Source organism: Litorimonas sp., assembly GCA_029936425.1.
Taxonomy (GTDB): Bacteria; Pseudomonadota; Alphaproteobacteria; order Caulobacterales; family Maricaulaceae; genus Litorimonas.
The window spans coordinates 42,760-57,064 of the sequence record JAPYSU010000006.1 but is presented as its reverse complement, the minus strand read 5'-3'; the positions used below and the strand labels follow the sequence as shown (position 1 = coordinate 57,064).

The 14,305-nt window shown below is 52.1% G+C and carries 16 protein-coding genes; 9 read left to right on the top strand and 7 right to left on the bottom strand.

What is annotated here, in order from left to right; all coding sequences use genetic code 11:
* Positions 1–14 precede the first annotated feature (14 nt).
* Positions 15–2,183, bottom strand: coding sequence for a TonB-dependent receptor (locus ACN0IC_RS07470; RefSeq protein WP_416878145.1), 2,169 nt, complete (start codon positions 2,181–2,183; stop codon positions 15–17).
* Positions 2,184–2,474: 291 nt separating this feature from the next.
* Complete coding sequence (locus tag ACN0IC_RS07465) at positions 2,475–3,095, bottom strand: SH3 domain-containing protein (RefSeq protein ID WP_416878144.1); 621 nt, start codon at positions 3,093–3,095, stop codon at positions 2,475–2,477.
* Between the two features lie 124 nt (positions 3,096–3,219).
* On the opposite strand from ACN0IC_RS07465, the gene ACN0IC_RS07460 reads away from it, so the two are divergent.
* From ACN0IC_RS07460 to ACN0IC_RS07440, 5 genes are all read left to right on the top strand, one after another.
* Positions 3,220–4,221: a 2-hydroxyacid dehydrogenase gene (locus ACN0IC_RS07460; protein WP_416878143.1), complete on the top strand. Its 1,002-nt coding sequence runs from the start codon at positions 3,220–3,222 to the stop codon at positions 4,219–4,221.
* A gap of 11 nt (positions 4,222–4,232) precedes the next feature.
* Positions 4,233–5,168, top strand: a complete 936-nt coding sequence (locus ACN0IC_RS07455; RefSeq protein ID WP_416878142.1) for an MBL fold metallo-hydrolase — start codon at positions 4,233–4,235, stop codon at positions 5,166–5,168.
* An 8-nt stretch (positions 5,169–5,176) separates the two neighbouring features.
* A complete protein-coding gene (locus tag ACN0IC_RS07450; RefSeq protein WP_416878141.1) occupies positions 5,177–6,094 on the top strand; it encodes an aminotransferase class IV in 918 nt (305 codons plus the stop codon).
* Positions 6,091–6,816 (top strand): HAD family hydrolase, encoded by a 726-nt coding sequence (locus ACN0IC_RS07445; protein ID WP_416878140.1) that lies wholly within the window; start codon positions 6,091–6,093, stop codon positions 6,814–6,816. The genes ACN0IC_RS07450 and ACN0IC_RS07445 overlap by 4 nt, the downstream gene beginning before the upstream one ends.
* A gap of 95 nt (positions 6,817–6,911) precedes the next feature.
* Entirely contained in the window at positions 6,912–7,331 is a 420-nt protein-coding gene (locus ACN0IC_RS07440; protein ID WP_416878139.1) for a hypothetical protein, read from the top strand.
* Between the two features lie 14 nt (positions 7,332–7,345).
* Here the strand turns inward: ACN0IC_RS07440 and ACN0IC_RS07435 are convergent, their stop codons facing one another.
* A complete protein-coding gene (locus ACN0IC_RS07435; RefSeq protein ID WP_416878138.1) occupies positions 7,346–8,092 on the bottom strand; it encodes a HesA/MoeB/ThiF family protein in 747 nt (248 codons plus the stop codon).
* Positions 8,093–8,095: 3 nt separating this feature from the next.
* A complete protein-coding gene (cysK, locus tag ACN0IC_RS07430; RefSeq protein WP_416878137.1) occupies positions 8,096–9,076 on the bottom strand; it encodes a cysteine synthase A in 981 nt (326 codons plus the stop codon).
* Positions 9,077–9,177: 101 nt separating this feature from the next.
* Between cysK and ACN0IC_RS07425 the strand changes: the two genes are divergently transcribed.
* From ACN0IC_RS07425 to mscL, 4 genes are all read left to right on the top strand, one after another.
* Positions 9,178–9,600: an iron-sulfur cluster assembly scaffold protein gene (locus ACN0IC_RS07425; protein WP_416878136.1), complete on the top strand. Its 423-nt coding sequence runs from the start codon at positions 9,178–9,180 to the stop codon at positions 9,598–9,600.
* A gap of 217 nt (positions 9,601–9,817) precedes the next feature.
* Positions 9,818–11,521: a 30S ribosomal protein S1 gene (rpsA, locus tag ACN0IC_RS07420; protein ID WP_416878135.1), complete on the top strand. Its 1,704-nt coding sequence runs from the start codon at positions 9,818–9,820 to the stop codon at positions 11,519–11,521.
* Between the two features lie 129 nt (positions 11,522–11,650).
* The gene (locus ACN0IC_RS07415) at positions 11,651–11,941 is read left to right on the top strand and encodes an integration host factor subunit beta (protein ID WP_416878134.1); all 291 of its coding nucleotides are present in this window, start codon (positions 11,651–11,653) and stop codon (positions 11,939–11,941) included.
* Between the two features lie 117 nt (positions 11,942–12,058).
* Positions 12,059–12,481, top strand: a complete 423-nt coding sequence (mscL, locus tag ACN0IC_RS07410) for a large conductance mechanosensitive channel protein MscL (RefSeq protein WP_416878133.1) — start codon at positions 12,059–12,061, stop codon at positions 12,479–12,481.
* A 76-nt stretch (positions 12,482–12,557) separates the two neighbouring features.
* Here mscL and ACN0IC_RS07405 read toward each other — a convergent pair whose 3' ends face one another.
* The 3 genes from ACN0IC_RS07405 to ACN0IC_RS07395 are packed head-to-tail and all read right to left on the bottom strand — an operon-like array spanning position 12,558 to position 14,277.
* Complete coding sequence (locus ACN0IC_RS07405; protein WP_416878132.1) at positions 12,558–12,926, bottom strand: response regulator; 369 nt, start codon at positions 12,924–12,926, stop codon at positions 12,558–12,560.
* 16 nt (positions 12,927–12,942) lie between these two features.
* On the bottom strand, positions 12,943–13,701 hold the full coding sequence (lptB, locus tag ACN0IC_RS07400; protein WP_416878131.1) for an LPS export ABC transporter ATP-binding protein: 759 nt from the start codon (positions 13,699–13,701) through the stop codon (positions 12,943–12,945).
* Between the two features lie 39 nt (positions 13,702–13,740).
* Positions 13,741–14,277 (bottom strand): LptA/OstA family protein, encoded by a 537-nt coding sequence (locus ACN0IC_RS07395; protein ID WP_416878130.1) that lies wholly within the window; start codon positions 14,275–14,277, stop codon positions 13,741–13,743.
* Positions 14,278–14,305: the final 28 nt, after the last annotated feature.

The window sequence follows — 14,305 nt, the reverse complement described above, 5'->3', positions numbered from 1 at the left end:
TATTCAGGCCCTAGTTAAAAATCGGCTGACGCGGAAAGAGAAAGCGTTCTCGGATTACCCAAGATAAGATAGTTGGCACCGGGAAAACCGCCAACCGAGGCCCAATAGTCATTATTGGTCACATTCTCAAGGCGCGCGCGCAATGTGACAGGCGTTTCTCTCATTTCGACTGTATAACGCAGGCCCAGATCCAAACGCGTCCAGGCGTCCACGGCTATTGTATTTGCGGCATTGGTAAATTGTTCGCCAGTGTGAACCAGACGACCATCAACAGTCAGGCCGGGGATTGCGGCAACATCATATTCAAGATTGATATTGCCCTGAAATTCCGGCGTTCCGACCGACGTATTGCCTTCATTTACGCCGTCCTGTGTTTTCTCCAGCTGATTATCCAGAACTGTTGCGCCTCCAAGGACGCGAAAGCCTGTGATGGGTTCGCCGAAGACAGAGAGCTCTATGCCCTGATTTCTCTGTTCCCCATCGGCTGAAAAGACTTGGTTTTCGACGATCCCGTTCGGTCGGTTTACAGAAAAGACGCTGAGAGTGCCGCCAAAATCACCGCCGTCATATTTCAGGCCGGCCTCGATCTGCTCGCCCGCAAAAGGCTCCAAAACGTCCCCGCCATTTTCAACCGGAAGGCCGCCGCTCACATTCGGCGCCGTTGCGCCGGGTTGCAGGTTCTCGGCATAATTGCCGTAAACTGACAGCTGAGAGGTCGCTTTCCAGACCAGACCGACAGCTGGGGTCACCTTGCTTTCATCATAGCCGGAAGACAAATCGCCAGTGGTCGCGTCAAAGGATTGGGTTTCGATATTTTGTTGGCGCAACCCAAAGGTCGCCAGAATGCGTCCATCCGCAAAAGATAAGGTATCAGCGATGGCGAAACTCGTATTTTGAGAGGCTTCTGTCACCAGCGGATTCGCTAAATCACCGCCGATGAAAGCATCTGTAGGAGGCGGCGCAAAAGCCAACGGATTACTTAAAGTCCCGGCTGGAAAACCGCCAAAGTCCGCAAAGACGAAGGCGTTTTTGGATTCAAGATCAACAAAAGTCCCTGAGGCAACGACGCTGTGCCCGATAAACCCGGTGTCAAATTCTGCCCGAAGACCCGCATCGATGGAGCGGATAGAATCTTCCCGTGTATTGACGAAACGAGATGACGTCAACGTGCCGTCAGCGGCAACCCTGGGATTAGAAAGGTCATTGTCTTCTTCGCCTTCGCGGAAACCGCCCCCAACCCAGGCCGTGATAGACTCTGTGAGGTCATATTCACCGCGCGCGGCGGCAAAAAGCTGCTTTTCATCGGAGAAAGTGAAAGGCTGCGCAAAATTGCCGCTGGCGTCTGGCGGCTCTGGAATATCGCCCAAAGGCGTGACTTGCGGACGCGGCGCATCAATATGATTATCCTGATATCCAATATCCGCCGAAAAGCGAAATTGCGGCCCGGCATAATCTGTACCCAGCGAGAGAACCTTTAAGTCCGTTTCCTGTCCTTCAATCGCCCCTTCGCCGTCGCGCAAGACGCCATTGGCCCGGACGCCCCAATTTTCTCCCTCGCCAAAACGCTGGCCCAGATCAACCGCTCCGGAAAACTGGCTCTCGCCTTCAAACCCGAGCGTGACGCGGCGGATTCCGTCTGCCGGCGCGCGTTTAGACACCAGATTTATGGTGCCGCCAGCGCCGCTCCCGCCCGGGGCCGCGCCGTTGATAAACGCGTTCGCGCCGCGAAAGACCTCGACCCGTTCCAGTAATTCAGCCGCCACAAATTGGCGGGGCAATATGCCGTAAACGCCGTTTAAGGTAATATCATCAGAAAAGACCGGGAAGCCCCGCAGAATATAAACTTCCTGAAAATTACCGAAGCCCTTGGCCACGCGGACAACCGGGTCATTTTGCAGAACATCACCAACGCTCTCGGATTGCTGGGCGAGCACTAGATCGGATGTGTAGGCCGTCCCGGAAAAAGGCGCGTCGAGATAATCCAGATTTCCGAGAAGACCCGCTCGTCCGCCGCGCGCGACCTGATCGCCCGCATATTCTTTTGTCAGCTCTACTTGAGAGGCTTGTCCCGTGACAATAATCTCGTCCATTTCCCCGCCCGAAGAGGTTTGCGCAAAAGCCGCTTGGCTTAGGGCGCTCAGAGCGACAGTTGTGACAAGTATTCCCAGTCGATTGAATGGCATGATAATTCCTGTTTCAAAATTTGAACGACCGTTAATGCAAGTCATTCTTAGGAACAAGGAAAATCATCACATGGCTAGAAAACTGTCCAGCTGCAAAGATTGAAAGCCATAATTAGGGTTAGGTTCACGCCGTAAAAATATCAAAAAACCGGGGTTTTTTTTAAATAGCAGAGCTAGAGCTTGGAACAGTTAAATTAGAGCCCCTACAAAAATGGAAGCTATGAGGAGTAGAATAATTCCGAGGAAAACAGCACTTAACATAATAACCTCCGTTTTAATTCAATAGACGAATTACAAATTTTGCGCGCCCCAAAGCTGATGATTTACCACCCACCCCTTGAGGCCGTTACGGGCTTTAATGCGGCACCAGCCTTCCGTGTTGCACTCCTCCAATCTGAAGAGGACGCCGGTTTCACTGCGAGCGACAGCGTCGGCGCCTGTTTCGGGTTTTGACATCAAAACTATATCTTTCATGGCCATAACAAACCGTTCGCCGGACAAGGCAGGTTTTCTGACCCAGGCTTCGTCGCCGTTAATATCGCGAACCTTGCGCCACATTTCCGTTTCGGCCACGACGATTAAGGGTAAGTCCCGACGTCGATATTGCCAGGCAATAGAATGATTACGGCTCGGCCCGGTTCTGCCATTTACCTTGCCGAACTTCAGACTCACATATCTCGGAACTTCAAATCCGGAGGGGGTCCGATTGGCGGCTTTCCGAAAAAATCCGTCTGAAGGCGTGGCAGGAACAGGCTCGATCTTGACCTGACGTTTTGGCGTTTCTGTTGAAACCTTCACTTCGGTCGTGACCGCTGGAGAGGCCGCATTAATTTGCGCCGCGGCCGTTCCCGTTACTAGAAAAACTGCAATGAATACCGCCAGAGAGGGGCGGCCTCGTAAAAATTTGCCCATAGGGCGACCTGACCTGATTTGGGTTAATCGGTCGTTAAAACGCAAAAGATTCGCGTTATTCGGCCAGTATCGGACTTGAGTTTTGCGTTGTAAAAGCGCTTAATTAGCTCATAAAGGATAGTCTATGCAAAAACGCCCCATCGTTCATGTCACGCGCCGGCTGCCGGACACTATCGAGGCCCGCATGCGGGATCTCTTTGAAGCGCGTTTACGCAAAGATGACACGCCGATGACCGAGGCCGAGTTAAAGTCCGCTATTTCCAATTGCGATGTCTTTGTCCCAACCGTAACGGATAACATCACAAAAGAGGTGATTGAGGCGGCGTCTTCCAAACTCAGGCTTATCGCGAATTTCGGCGCTGGAACCAATCATATTGATGTTGCGGCGGCTTATGAAAAAGGCATTACCGTTACCAATACGCCGGGCGTTTTGACGGAAGACACAGCGGACTTGACCATGGCGCTCATTCTGGCTGTGCCCCGCCGTCTGGTCGAAGGCGACCGCCGGATGCGGGCCGGAGAGTTCAAGGGCTGGACGCCGACCCATATGCTTGGCCACCGCGTCCGCGGCAAGGCCCTTGGCATTATTGGAATGGGCCGAATTGGACAGGCGGTGGCGCGCCGCGCCCATGCATTTGGCTTATCCGTACATTATCATAACCGCCACCGAGTCCCCAAAGGTATAGAAGACAGCCTTTGCGCGAAATATTGGGAAGACCTCGACAGTATGTTGACCGCCGTGGATATTGTCTCGGTCAATTGCCCCTCGACGCCTGCCACACATCATTTAATCAATGCCTCCCGTTTGGACTTGATGAGGCCGGACAGTTATATCGTCAATACGTCACGCGGGGAGATAATTGACGAGGCTGCTTTGGCGAACGCGCTGGCCAAAGGCAAGATTGCAGGGGCAGGTCTTGATGTTTACGAAAACGAACCACAGCCAGACCCGTCCTTGATGGATCTGCCCAATGCCATTCTCGCCCCGCATATCGGCTCTGCTACATTTGAGAGCCGTCAGGAAATGGGCGAAAAAGTCCTCATCAATATTCGGGCGATGATGGACCACCATGCCTGTCCCGACCGCGTTCTGCCCCCGGGCACACGTCTTTCACTCGCTTCATAAGGAAAATGATTATGACGAAATTTATGACTTCCAGCTTGCTCACTCTCACGCTTGCGCTTGGCCTTTCGACAATTGCGAGTGCACATAATCATGCTCAGAATAAAAATCAGGATGACATGACCGAGACCCTGACAGCCCCTGATATCTCATCAGAAATGATCGCCGAGAACTTTTATATCCTGAAAGGACCAGGCGGGAATGTTGGCGTGAGTGTCGGCGAAGATGGCGTGTATATCATTGATGACAAATTTTCGCGCTTTGCAGATCAAATCCTGTTTCGAATTGGGGAAATTACGGACGAACCGGTTCGGTTTGTTCTGAATACGCACCTTCACGGCGACCACACCGGGGCAAATGCGGAAATGAAGGAAACCGGGGCGACAATCCTCGCCCATGACAATGTCCGCGCGCGCATGGTGTCCAATTTCGAAAAAAATACGGCTGAGACAGAACGCCCCGCGCCGGGCGAAGAGGTCTGGCCAACCCTGACTTTCTCAGACACAGCAACGCTTCATTTCAACGGACAGACCGCCACAGCGCATCACGTGCCGCATGCCCATACGGACGGCGATTCCATGGTCACCTTTATGCCGGCCAACATCATCCATATGGGGGATAACTATTTCAATGGTCTGTTTCCCTTCGTCGATATCGATTCAGGCGGAAATCTGGAAGGCATGATTGCCGCGCAGGATAAAGTCCTGGCAATGGTGGATGAGAAGACAAAAATCATTCCCGGTCACGGCCTAATGGCGACCAAATCCGATTTACAGGAAACCCGCGACATTCTGGTGGATATTTTAAGCCAGGTAAGAGCCGTTAAAAACAGCGGAATGTCCATAGATGAGGCGGTGGAAACTGTAACCCTGGACGAGTACAAGGAATTGTCTTCCTTTATCGACCAAAAAAACATGGTGCGCCAGGCCTATCGTTCCCTGGACGAGTAAAGACCTGAATGTCCTACGGGTCACATGCTTATATACCCGACTCCCGTAATGAGACGGTTTATTTCAATGTAAACGGACGTCTTGTCCGCCGGGCCGAAGCTGTTGTGAATGTATTCGATTCCGGCTTTATGCTCGGTGATGGGGTCTGGGAGGGCCTGCGGGTTCACAATGGCCATATTGCGTTTTTAGATGACCATCTTGACCGTCTCTGGGAAGGCGCGGCAGCGCTGGATATTGATATTGGCCTGAGCCGAGAAACTTTGTCCGAAAGGATTTACGAGACATTAGCCAAAAATGACATGCAGGAAGATGTCCATATTCGCCTCATGCTGACACGGGGCTTGCGCAGCACGCCTTATCAAGACCCGCGAGTCGTTGTTAGCGAGCCGACAATTATTATTGCTCCGGAGTTTAAGAAATCTGATCCGCAAACAGCGGAGAAGGCGCTATCGCTTTATACGGTTTCGGTCAGGCGCGGTCGGGCAGATGTTCAGGATCCCGCCCTGAATTCTCATTCCAAGATCAATTGCATTACGGCCTGTATCCAGGCCATCAAAGCCGGAGCGGATGAAGGATTGATGCTTGACCCGCAAGGATTTGTTTCGACGTGCAATTCAACCCACTTCTTTATTGTGCGCAAAGGCGAAGTCTGGACTTCCAGCGGAGACTATTGTCTGGGCGGTATCACACGCGGCAAGATAATCGATATTTGCCGCGCCAATGGCATTCCCGTCTTTCAGAAAAACTTCTCTTTGACCAAATGCTACAGCGCCGATGAAGCCTTTACGACGGGCACATTTGCCGGCCTGGCGCCAGTGGGGTCGATCGATGGCCGTCAGATCGGCTCTGGGAAAAGAGGCCCGATGGTTGAAAAACTTCAAAGGTTATATCTCGAACTAATTCATAAGGACACGGCAAAAGCATGAGCCAAATAATTGCGATGTGGTCTGGCCCACGCAATCTCTCGACGGCCATGATGAGAAGTTTCGGGGCGAGGGCAGACTGCGCCGTCATGGACGAGCCGTTCTTTGCTCCGTATCTGTTGGAATCCGGAAAGGACCATCCCGGTCGTGCGGAGACTTTAAAGCGTCACGAAACAGATCCGATAAAGGTAGCTAAGTTCTGTCAGTTTCCTGAAACAGATAAACCTTATTGTTTTCAAAAGCACATGCCGCACCATATGCTAGCTGGTTTTCCTATGGGGTGGGCTGACCAAGCGAAACATTTCTTTTTAATTCGTGAGCCAGAGCGCGTTATTTCTTCCTATGCGAGAGGCCGAAACGCATTTGATCTGGAGGACCTTGGCTTTAGGGCGCAAAGAAGGCTATTTGACGAACTTACAAAACTTACGGGACATGTTCCGCCGGTGATCGACAGTTTGGATATTCTCCGGACGCCGGAAACCGCTCTCTCCGCGCTGTGTAAAGCTCTCGGGATTCCCTTTGATGTGGCGATGCTGCAATGGGAAAGCGGCGGGCGAGCGGAAGACGGAGCTTGGGCGCCCTATTGGTATAAATCCGTTCAAAACTCGACAACTTTTACACCTCCAGACTTGGCACCTGTTGAACTAGATCCAATACACCATGAATTGAGAGCGGCGTGTCGGGAGGATTTCGATTATTTAAGCCAGTATAAACTGACTGTCTAAAGTGGATGTAAAACGGCTACCTCTCTCGCCTGACACTTGTAAAGCGTGGAAAGTGTTAACAAAGTGTGAAAACAATCTCCTGTCAGGAGTTTTGTATGAAAAGCACTATTTTGATTCTCGCCGCCTCTGCCTTGCTATTTCCAGTGCAGGCCATGGCCGCTTGCGGCACAGTTAGCGGCCCCTATTCGGTCAGTTGCGAACAGGGCGTTCAGATTTATCGCCATAACACCAAATCTGTAACTCCGCGCACGAGTCGGTCTGATTTTAATCAACGTGAGGCATTAGAAGCCTCTCGCCAGCAGGCCCTGATCAATACGCAGCTGGAATCCCGGCGGATCGATATTGAAGAACGCGAGCAGTTAGCCCTGGAACGCGATCTAATCCGCCGCCGCACCCGGACTTTGGTTGGGTCGCGTTTTTCAGCCTTTAGAGGCTATGGATTTAATCGTTTCGGATATGGTTATAACCGCACAGAATTGCGCGCTCAGGCAAAACGCCGTTACATTAGAGACTAATCTGCTTGTAAACGTCAGGGGGTAGTCTTGCAGGCAGAACAGGCCGGATCCTTGCGGAGGGCGAGGGTCCGGCTTTCGCTTTGCAAACCGTCAAACACATAAAGACGCCCTGACAGAGACTGTCCTGACTGCGTTATGAATTTGATGGCTTCCAAAGCCATTTGAGACCCCATCACGCCGGCGAGAGCGCCAATGATACCGACTTGAGCGCAGGTCTCTGCATCAGGCGGAATGTCCGGGACCAAGCAGCGATAACAAGGCGCGTCAGGGGCGGAATTAAACAGGCTGATCTGTCCATTGAAACGACCCAGCGCGCCCGAGATAAGAGGAATTTTCAAGGCGAGGCTGGCCTCGTTAATGGCATAACGCGTTTCAAAGTCGTCGACGCCGTCCAGAATAAGGTCGTGACCCTGAAGAAGGTCTGCAGCGTTTTCTTTTGTCAGTTTTTGGCAAAGAGGCCGAATAAAAACATCTTGATTAAGCCCTAAAAGCCTTTTGGCCAGACTACCAACCTTAGAGCTCTCAATATCACTTTCTGAAAATTGAATCTGTCTTTGCAGGTTTGACAAATCGACTTCATCATCATCAATGAGCGTAATGTGCCCTATGCCTGCTGCGGCCAGATAAAGCCCTGCAGGTCCCCCGAGGCCGCCCGCGCCGACAATAGCGATTTTGGCATCCAATAAGGCGGCCTGACCCGGGCCTCCGATTTCTTTCAAAACCAGATGCCGGGCATACCGCTCAATTTGACTCGGAGTCATGGATCAAGGCGCGTTGGATTTCTGACCTTCTGCCGGCGGAACATCTTCTTCGAATAACGGTGTAGACAGATAGCGCTCGGCAAAGCTTGGAATAATCGTAACAATCCGTTTGCCTTTCATTTCGGGGCGAGCCCCGACTTTCAGCGCTGCGGCTATGGCCGCGCCGGACGAAATGCCGACTGGAACGCCGTCTTCTGCGGCGACATGTTTTGCCGTCCCGAACGCTGTCTCATTTTCGATCAGCACGACATCATCAATCAGGCTTTTATCTAATACATCCGGGACAAAGCCGGCGCCAATCCCTTGAATTTTATGCGGCCCTTTTTCGCCCTTGGAGAGGACAGGCGATCCCGTCGGTTCAATGGCAATGATTTGGCAATCAGGATTTTTCTCTTTCAGATAACGCCCTGCGCCCGTGAGCGTCCCGCCTGTGCCGACCCCGGCGATAAACACATCAACTTTACCGTCGCAATCCGTCCAGATTTCCGGGCCAGTCGTGGCGTAATGAATGGCCGGGTTGGCGGGATTCGTAAATTGTCCGGCCTGCACCGCGCCGGGCGTGTTCTTGACCAGCTCCTCCGCTTTTTCTATCGCGCCGGGGATGCCGCCTGCGGCGTCGGTCAGGACGAGCTCGGCGCCGAGCAGTTTCATCATCTTGCGGCGCTCAATCGACATGCTTTCGGGCATGACAAGAATGGCTTTATAACCCTTGGCGGCGGCGGCAAAGGCAATCGCGATACCTGTATTGCCGGAAGTAGGTTCGATAATCGTTCCGCCGGGTTTGAGCTTGCCGGATTTTTCCAAATCCTCAATCATGGCAATACTGATACGGTCTTTGACAGACGCAACCGGATTGAAAAACTCAAGTTTGAAAACAAGATCGGCCGGCACGCCTTCGGTGATGCGCGGCAAACGGACGAGCGGCGTTCCGCCCATCGTTTCCAGAATGTTGTCGTAAATTTTTCCACGGGCGGCTGAAGGCATAAGAGTTTCTCCTGCTTGAATTATAACAACTATATGGGAAAGCTGCCGCAAAGTGAAAGGTATATGGATAAATTGAAAGACCTGCCTATATAGGGGACGTGATGGATGACCTCTATAACAGTGATATTCTGACTTTGTCTTCGGCCCTTCGAAACGAGCGTTTGGAAGCGCCTGATGGCACCTCGCGGAAAGTTTCAAAACTCTGCGGATCCTGGCTGGAAATTGACGTCAATATGAACGGCGACGCCGTGGATGAGGCGGCTCTGCGCGTGCAAGCTTGCGCTCTCGGGCAAGCCAGCGCGGCAATTCTGAAAGAGCAGATTGTCGGCGCAACCTTGCCAGAATTGAGAGAGGCGCGGGATGCCTTGAAAGCCATTTTAAAGTCAGGCGGTCCCACGCCTGAAGGACGTTTTGTCCGGCTAGAATTGCTCAAAGGCGTCTCCGCCTATCCGGCCCGTCATACGTCGACCCTGCTGGCGTTTGAAGCGGCGGTCGAGGCAGTGGAGATGGCTATGGCGCGCTGACCGCGCATTCGGAACAACAACCCTGACCAACCCCCTTGCTATTCCCAGAACACACGCCTATACGCCCCTCGATTTCTCTGGCTTTTCCAAAGGCCGACAGACATCAGCGCGAAACTGGCGGTTTTCCCTCCCTTTCACGTTTTCATTGACGCCCGGATTGGCCGGGCTAGACCGCGGGCTTGATCCGTAGGCAGGACCTTATTTTGGAGTTCCACTCATGAGCGAAGCTCAATCCATGAATCCATCCACCGATGATTTTGCCTCTATGTTTGAAGCGTCTTTCGAGACGAATTCAATGGAAGAAGGCACAGTTGTCAAAGGTGTCGTAACCGCCATCGAAAAAGATGCGGCCATTATCGACATCGGCCTTAAAACTGAAGGCCGCGTTGACCTCCGTGAATTTTACACGCCGGGCGATGATAAAAAACTTGCTGTTGGCGACGAAGTCGACATCTATCTAGAACGTATTGAAAATGCTCTTGGCCAGGCTGTTCTGTCGCGCGACAAAGCGCGCCGCGAAGAAAGCTGGATCAAAATGGCGAAATTCTTTGAGGCTGAAGAGCCTGTCAAAGGCGCTATTGTTGGCCGCGTTAAAGGCGGCTTCACCGTTGATCTCGGCGGCATCAATGCCTTCTTGCCGGGTTCCCAAGTCGATATCCGCCCCGTACGCGATGTGGGTCCTCTGATGAATGAAGACCAGCCTTTCATGATCCTGAAAATGGATCGCTCCCGTGGAAACATCGTTGTGTCACGTCGCGCTATTCTCGAGGAAAGCCGTGCAGAGCAACGCGCGGAGCTTGTCGGCCAGCTGGCTGAAGGCGAAACACGTGAAGGCGTTGTCAAGAATATCACCGATTACGGTGCGTTCGTTGATCTCGGCGGAATTGACGGTTTGCTTCATGTTACAGACATGAGCTGGCGCCGCGTCAGCCACCCCTCCCAGGTTCTGAATGTGGGCGACACAGTCAAAGTCAAAATCATCCGTATTAACCCAGAGACGCAACGCATTTCTCTCGGCATGAAACAATTGCAGGAAGATCCGTGGAACGCCGCGTCTGCGAAATACGTCGTCGGGACCCGTCATACAGGGACTGTCACGAATATCGCTGACTACGGTGCATTCATTGAATTGGAAGAAGGCGTTGAAGGCCTCGTCCATGTCTCTGAAATGTCCTGGACAAAGAAAAACGTCCACCCGGGCAAAATTGTGTCTACATCTCAGGAAATCGAAGTCGAAGTCCTTGAAGTGGATCAAGAGAAACGCCGTATCTCCTTGGGTATCAAGCAGGTTCAGGAAAATCCTTGGGACAGCTTCACAGACCGCTTCCCCGTTGGCTCTACGATCAAGGGCGAAGTTCGCTCGGTCACAGAGTTTGGCCTGTTTATCGGTCTCGACGGCGACATTGACGGGATGGCCCACTTGTCAGACCTCTCCTGGGAGAAGTCAGGCGAAGAAGCCCTTCAGGATTACAAAAAAGGCGACATGGTTGAAGCCAAAATCCTCGAAGTCGATATTGAGAAAGAGCGTATCTCTTTGGGTGTAAAGCAAGTCCTCAAAGACACAATGCCAGCCGGCGCAAGCGGCGCAAACCGCGGCGCAGTTGTGACCTGTACCGTAAAAGAAGTGAACTCCGGTGGTATCGAAGTGACCTTTGGCGAAGACGATGCGGAAACAACCGCCTTTATCCGTAAGGGTGATTTGTCCCGTGAGCGTTCCGAGCAACGTCCAGAGCGTTTCGCTGTTGGTGACAAGGTTGACGCTCTGATTACCCGCGTTGACCGTAAGACACGTAGCTACACACTTTCCATCAAAGCGCTCGAAATCGCTGAAGAGAAAGAAGCTGTGCAGCAATACGGTTCCGCTGACTCAGGCGCATCTCTCGGGGATATCCTCGGCGCGGCCTTGAAAGGCGACAACTAGGCCTTTTCGGCTAGACTTAAAACTTTAAACCCGCTCTCCTTCCGGAGGGCGGGTTTTTTTTAATTCAAAATTCACGGTTCTTGTGAATCTCCTTGACGGGAGGCGGGGCGAACGGGCTATAAGCTTTTCATGCTTCGTTCTGAACTCATTGATAAACTCCACGATGAAAATCCGCACCTGACCCGTAATGATATGGAGCGGGTTGTCGCCGTTGTCCTAGAGTCCGTGACCCAGACTTTGGAACGCGGCGCCAGGGTTGAGCTTCGTGGTTTTGGCGCCTTTTCCGTTCGCCACCGTAAAGCCCGCGCAGGCCGTAATCCCCGGACCGGCGAGGATGTTTTTGTTCCGGAAAAACACGTTCCGTTCTTCCGCACAGGTAAAGACCTGCGCGAAAGTATTGATGCGTCGAAAGACAAATAAGTCTCTCAGGTCATTTGGCCATTCCTTTAAAATTACCTTATTGACCCACTTTCAGGGTTTGTGCAGTAATAACTGGGCAGTTGTTGCGCCAAACTTGATCCGAAAAAGGGGACATCCATGGGAATGATTTCTGAATTTAAAGCTTTCGCCATGAAAGGTAATCTCGTCGATATGGCGGTAGGTTTTGTCATGGGAACCGCTTTTGCGACCGTGACCAAAGACTTTATCGACGGCGTTTTCATGCCTTTATTGCAGCCCATTATGGGCGGCATCGACCTGTCTGAATGGAGATGGGAAATTGAAGCTCCAGTCGTGGCAGCGGACGGCACGGTCACTGATCCGGGATGGGTTATTAATGTGGGCGTCTTTCTGACGTCTCTTATCACCTTTATCATTGTCGCTTTTGTGATGTTTCTCATTATCAAGGCGATGAATAGCGCGAAGAAAAAGGAAGAGGCCGCTCCGGCTGCCCCGCCTGCCAATGAAGTTCTATTGGCCGAAATCCGTGACCTGCTGGCGCGTCAGAACTCCAAGTCCTAAAAGACCTGAAATTGAATATAAGAAAACCCGCTTTCAGAAGGCGGGTTTTTTGAATTCAGGGACTGATATTAAAGTGTTACTGAACGACTTTCTCAAGAGTACCCAAGGCCTCTTGAAGTCCATTTGCGGTGTAGGGCTTTTGCAAAATAACCGTTTTTAGCTCAAGGGAATCAATATCCTGCTCTCCCTCCTCTCCAGTTGCAAAGAGAAACGGCGTCTGTTTTTTACCAAGAAGGGCGGCCACGGGAAGACTTGTTTCCGAGCCGATATTCAAATCCAGTAAAGCGAAATCCACGGCATTGTTTGATATGTAGGACAGAGCCTCTTCAACTGTCGCGCAAACTCCTACCGTTTCGGCGCCGAGATCCCGTAGCATATCTTCGCAGTCCATCGCGATAATGGCATTGTCTTCGACCAGGAGAGAGTGAGAGATATTCAGAGGCATAAGGCTTAACGGGGGGCTAGGCGTATTTTTCACCGAGATAGACGCGCCGCACATCTTTGTTCGCGCGGATCTCGTCCGGCGTGCCTTCGAACAGAGCTTCTCCCTGGAAGAGAATGGAAGCGCGGTCCACGATATCCAGAGTTTCGCGCACGCGGTGATCGGTAATTAAAATACCTATGCCGCGCTTTTTAAGATACAAAACCAATTCTGAAATATCGGCAATGGCGATAGGATCAATGCCGGTAAAGGGCTCATCCAAGAGCATAAAGCTTGGGCGAGAGGCAAGAGCACGGGCAATTTCGACGCGGCGACGCTCTCCGCCGGACAGGGCTAAGGCCGGGCTGTTTTTGATATGGCCGATATTGAGCTCATCCAAAAGGGCGTCAACGGTGTCGGCCCATTTGGATTTATCTTTTTCGGTGAGCTGAACAACGGCGCGGATATTCTCTTCCACCGTCAGACCGCGGAAAATGCTCTGCTCCTGCGGCAGATAGCCTACGCCGAGTCTGGCGCGTTGATACATGGGGAGGGACGTAATATCCTGACCGTCCAGTGTAATCATACCGCGGTCGGCCTCGATCAGGCCCATAATCATGTAAAAGCTTGTCGTCTTCCCGGCGCCGTTCGGCCCCATGAGGGCCACGACCTCGCCGCGCTGGACGGTCAGGGTAATATCTTTGACCACAACGCGTCCGCGATAGGCCTTTCCGATATTATTTGCGGCCAATCCTGTGGCAGGCGGCGTTATCGTCGAAGTGGGTGTCTCGTCAGCCATGAAAAATCTTTTATCTGCTCTATTTGCCTGTTGCGCGGCCTAGCTGGCCGGCTCTTCGGCATTACCCGAGCTTTTGATTAAAACGCGGACGCGCTTTTTCTGTCCGCATTGTCGGCCTTGGCATTCGCTGACAACGCGGGCTTCTTCCGTATCCAGATTATAGATAAGCTTGTCGCCCGTCACAACGCTGTCATCCTGCAAAAGGATAACATCCCCCGTCACGGTGAAATTATTATCTGACTGGGTGTAAATGCCTTGTTCTCCGCGGACTTCTTGGGTCGGGGTAATATAATAAAAATTTCCGACAGCGACGATTTTCTCGATATCGCCCATTGCGGACTCAATACCAGACCCTCCGTTTTGGCGTCCGGTAATTGTCATCTTGTCAGTGAGTATACGCACGTCACCTTGACGGGCATCAACCTGACCTGTGAAAATAGCAAGTCCGCCCTCCAGACGACTGTCATCTGCATCGATTGTGATGGGCGCTCCGGAATTTCCAGCGAACTGTGCTTGAGCGGGCAATGCAAAAAGTCCCGCTACCGCGATTGCTATGACAGATATTGATTTCATCATTCGCATAATCATCCTCACTTTTTGCCTT

What these genes read in the sequence shown, in the direction of transcription:
- rpsA (WP_416878135.1), top strand. Translation starts at nt 9,818, where the DNA reads ATGAGCGAAGCTCAATCCATGAATCCATCCACCGATGATTTTGCCTCT.
- ACN0IC_RS07415 (WP_416878134.1), top strand. Translation starts at nt 11,651, where the DNA reads ATGCTTCGTTCTGAACTCATTGATAAACTCCACGATGAAAATCCGCAC.
- ACN0IC_RS07440 (WP_416878139.1), top strand. Translation starts at nt 6,912, where the DNA reads ATGAAAAGCACTATTTTGATTCTCGCCGCCTCTGCCTTGCTATTTCCA.
- ACN0IC_RS07395 (WP_416878130.1), bottom strand. Translation starts at nt 14,277, where the DNA reads ATGATGAAATCAATATCTGTCATAGCAATCGCGGTAGCGGGACTTTTT.
- cysK (WP_416878137.1), bottom strand. Translation starts at nt 9,076, where the DNA reads ATGCCTTCAGCCGCCCGTGGAAAAATTTACGACAACATTCTGGAAACG.
- ACN0IC_RS07435 (WP_416878138.1), bottom strand. Translation starts at nt 8,092, where the DNA reads ATGACTCCGAGTCAAATTGAGCGGTATGCCCGGCATCTGGTTTTGAAA.
- ACN0IC_RS07465 (WP_416878144.1), bottom strand. Translation starts at nt 3,095, where the DNA reads ATGGGCAAATTTTTACGAGGCCGCCCCTCTCTGGCGGTATTCATTGCA.
- ACN0IC_RS07445 (WP_416878140.1), top strand. Translation starts at nt 6,091, where the DNA reads ATGAGCCAAATAATTGCGATGTGGTCTGGCCCACGCAATCTCTCGACG.
- ACN0IC_RS07450 (WP_416878141.1), top strand. Translation starts at nt 5,177, where the DNA reads ATGTCCTACGGGTCACATGCTTATATACCCGACTCCCGTAATGAGACG.
- mscL (WP_416878133.1), top strand. Translation starts at nt 12,059, where the DNA reads ATGGGAATGATTTCTGAATTTAAAGCTTTCGCCATGAAAGGTAATCTC.
- ACN0IC_RS07455 (WP_416878142.1), top strand. Translation starts at nt 4,233, where the DNA reads ATGACGAAATTTATGACTTCCAGCTTGCTCACTCTCACGCTTGCGCTT.
- lptB (WP_416878131.1), bottom strand. Translation starts at nt 13,701, where the DNA reads ATGGCTGACGAGACACCCACTTCGACGATAACGCCGCCTGCCACAGGA.
- ACN0IC_RS07470 (WP_416878145.1), bottom strand. Translation starts at nt 2,183, where the DNA reads ATGCCATTCAATCGACTGGGAATACTTGTCACAACTGTCGCTCTGAGC.
- ACN0IC_RS07405 (WP_416878132.1), bottom strand. Translation starts at nt 12,926, where the DNA reads ATGCCTCTGAATATCTCTCACTCTCTCCTGGTCGAAGACAATGCCATT.
- ACN0IC_RS07460 (WP_416878143.1), top strand. Translation starts at nt 3,220, where the DNA reads ATGCAAAAACGCCCCATCGTTCATGTCACGCGCCGGCTGCCGGACACT.
- ACN0IC_RS07425 (WP_416878136.1), top strand. Translation starts at nt 9,178, where the DNA reads ATGGATGACCTCTATAACAGTGATATTCTGACTTTGTCTTCGGCCCTT.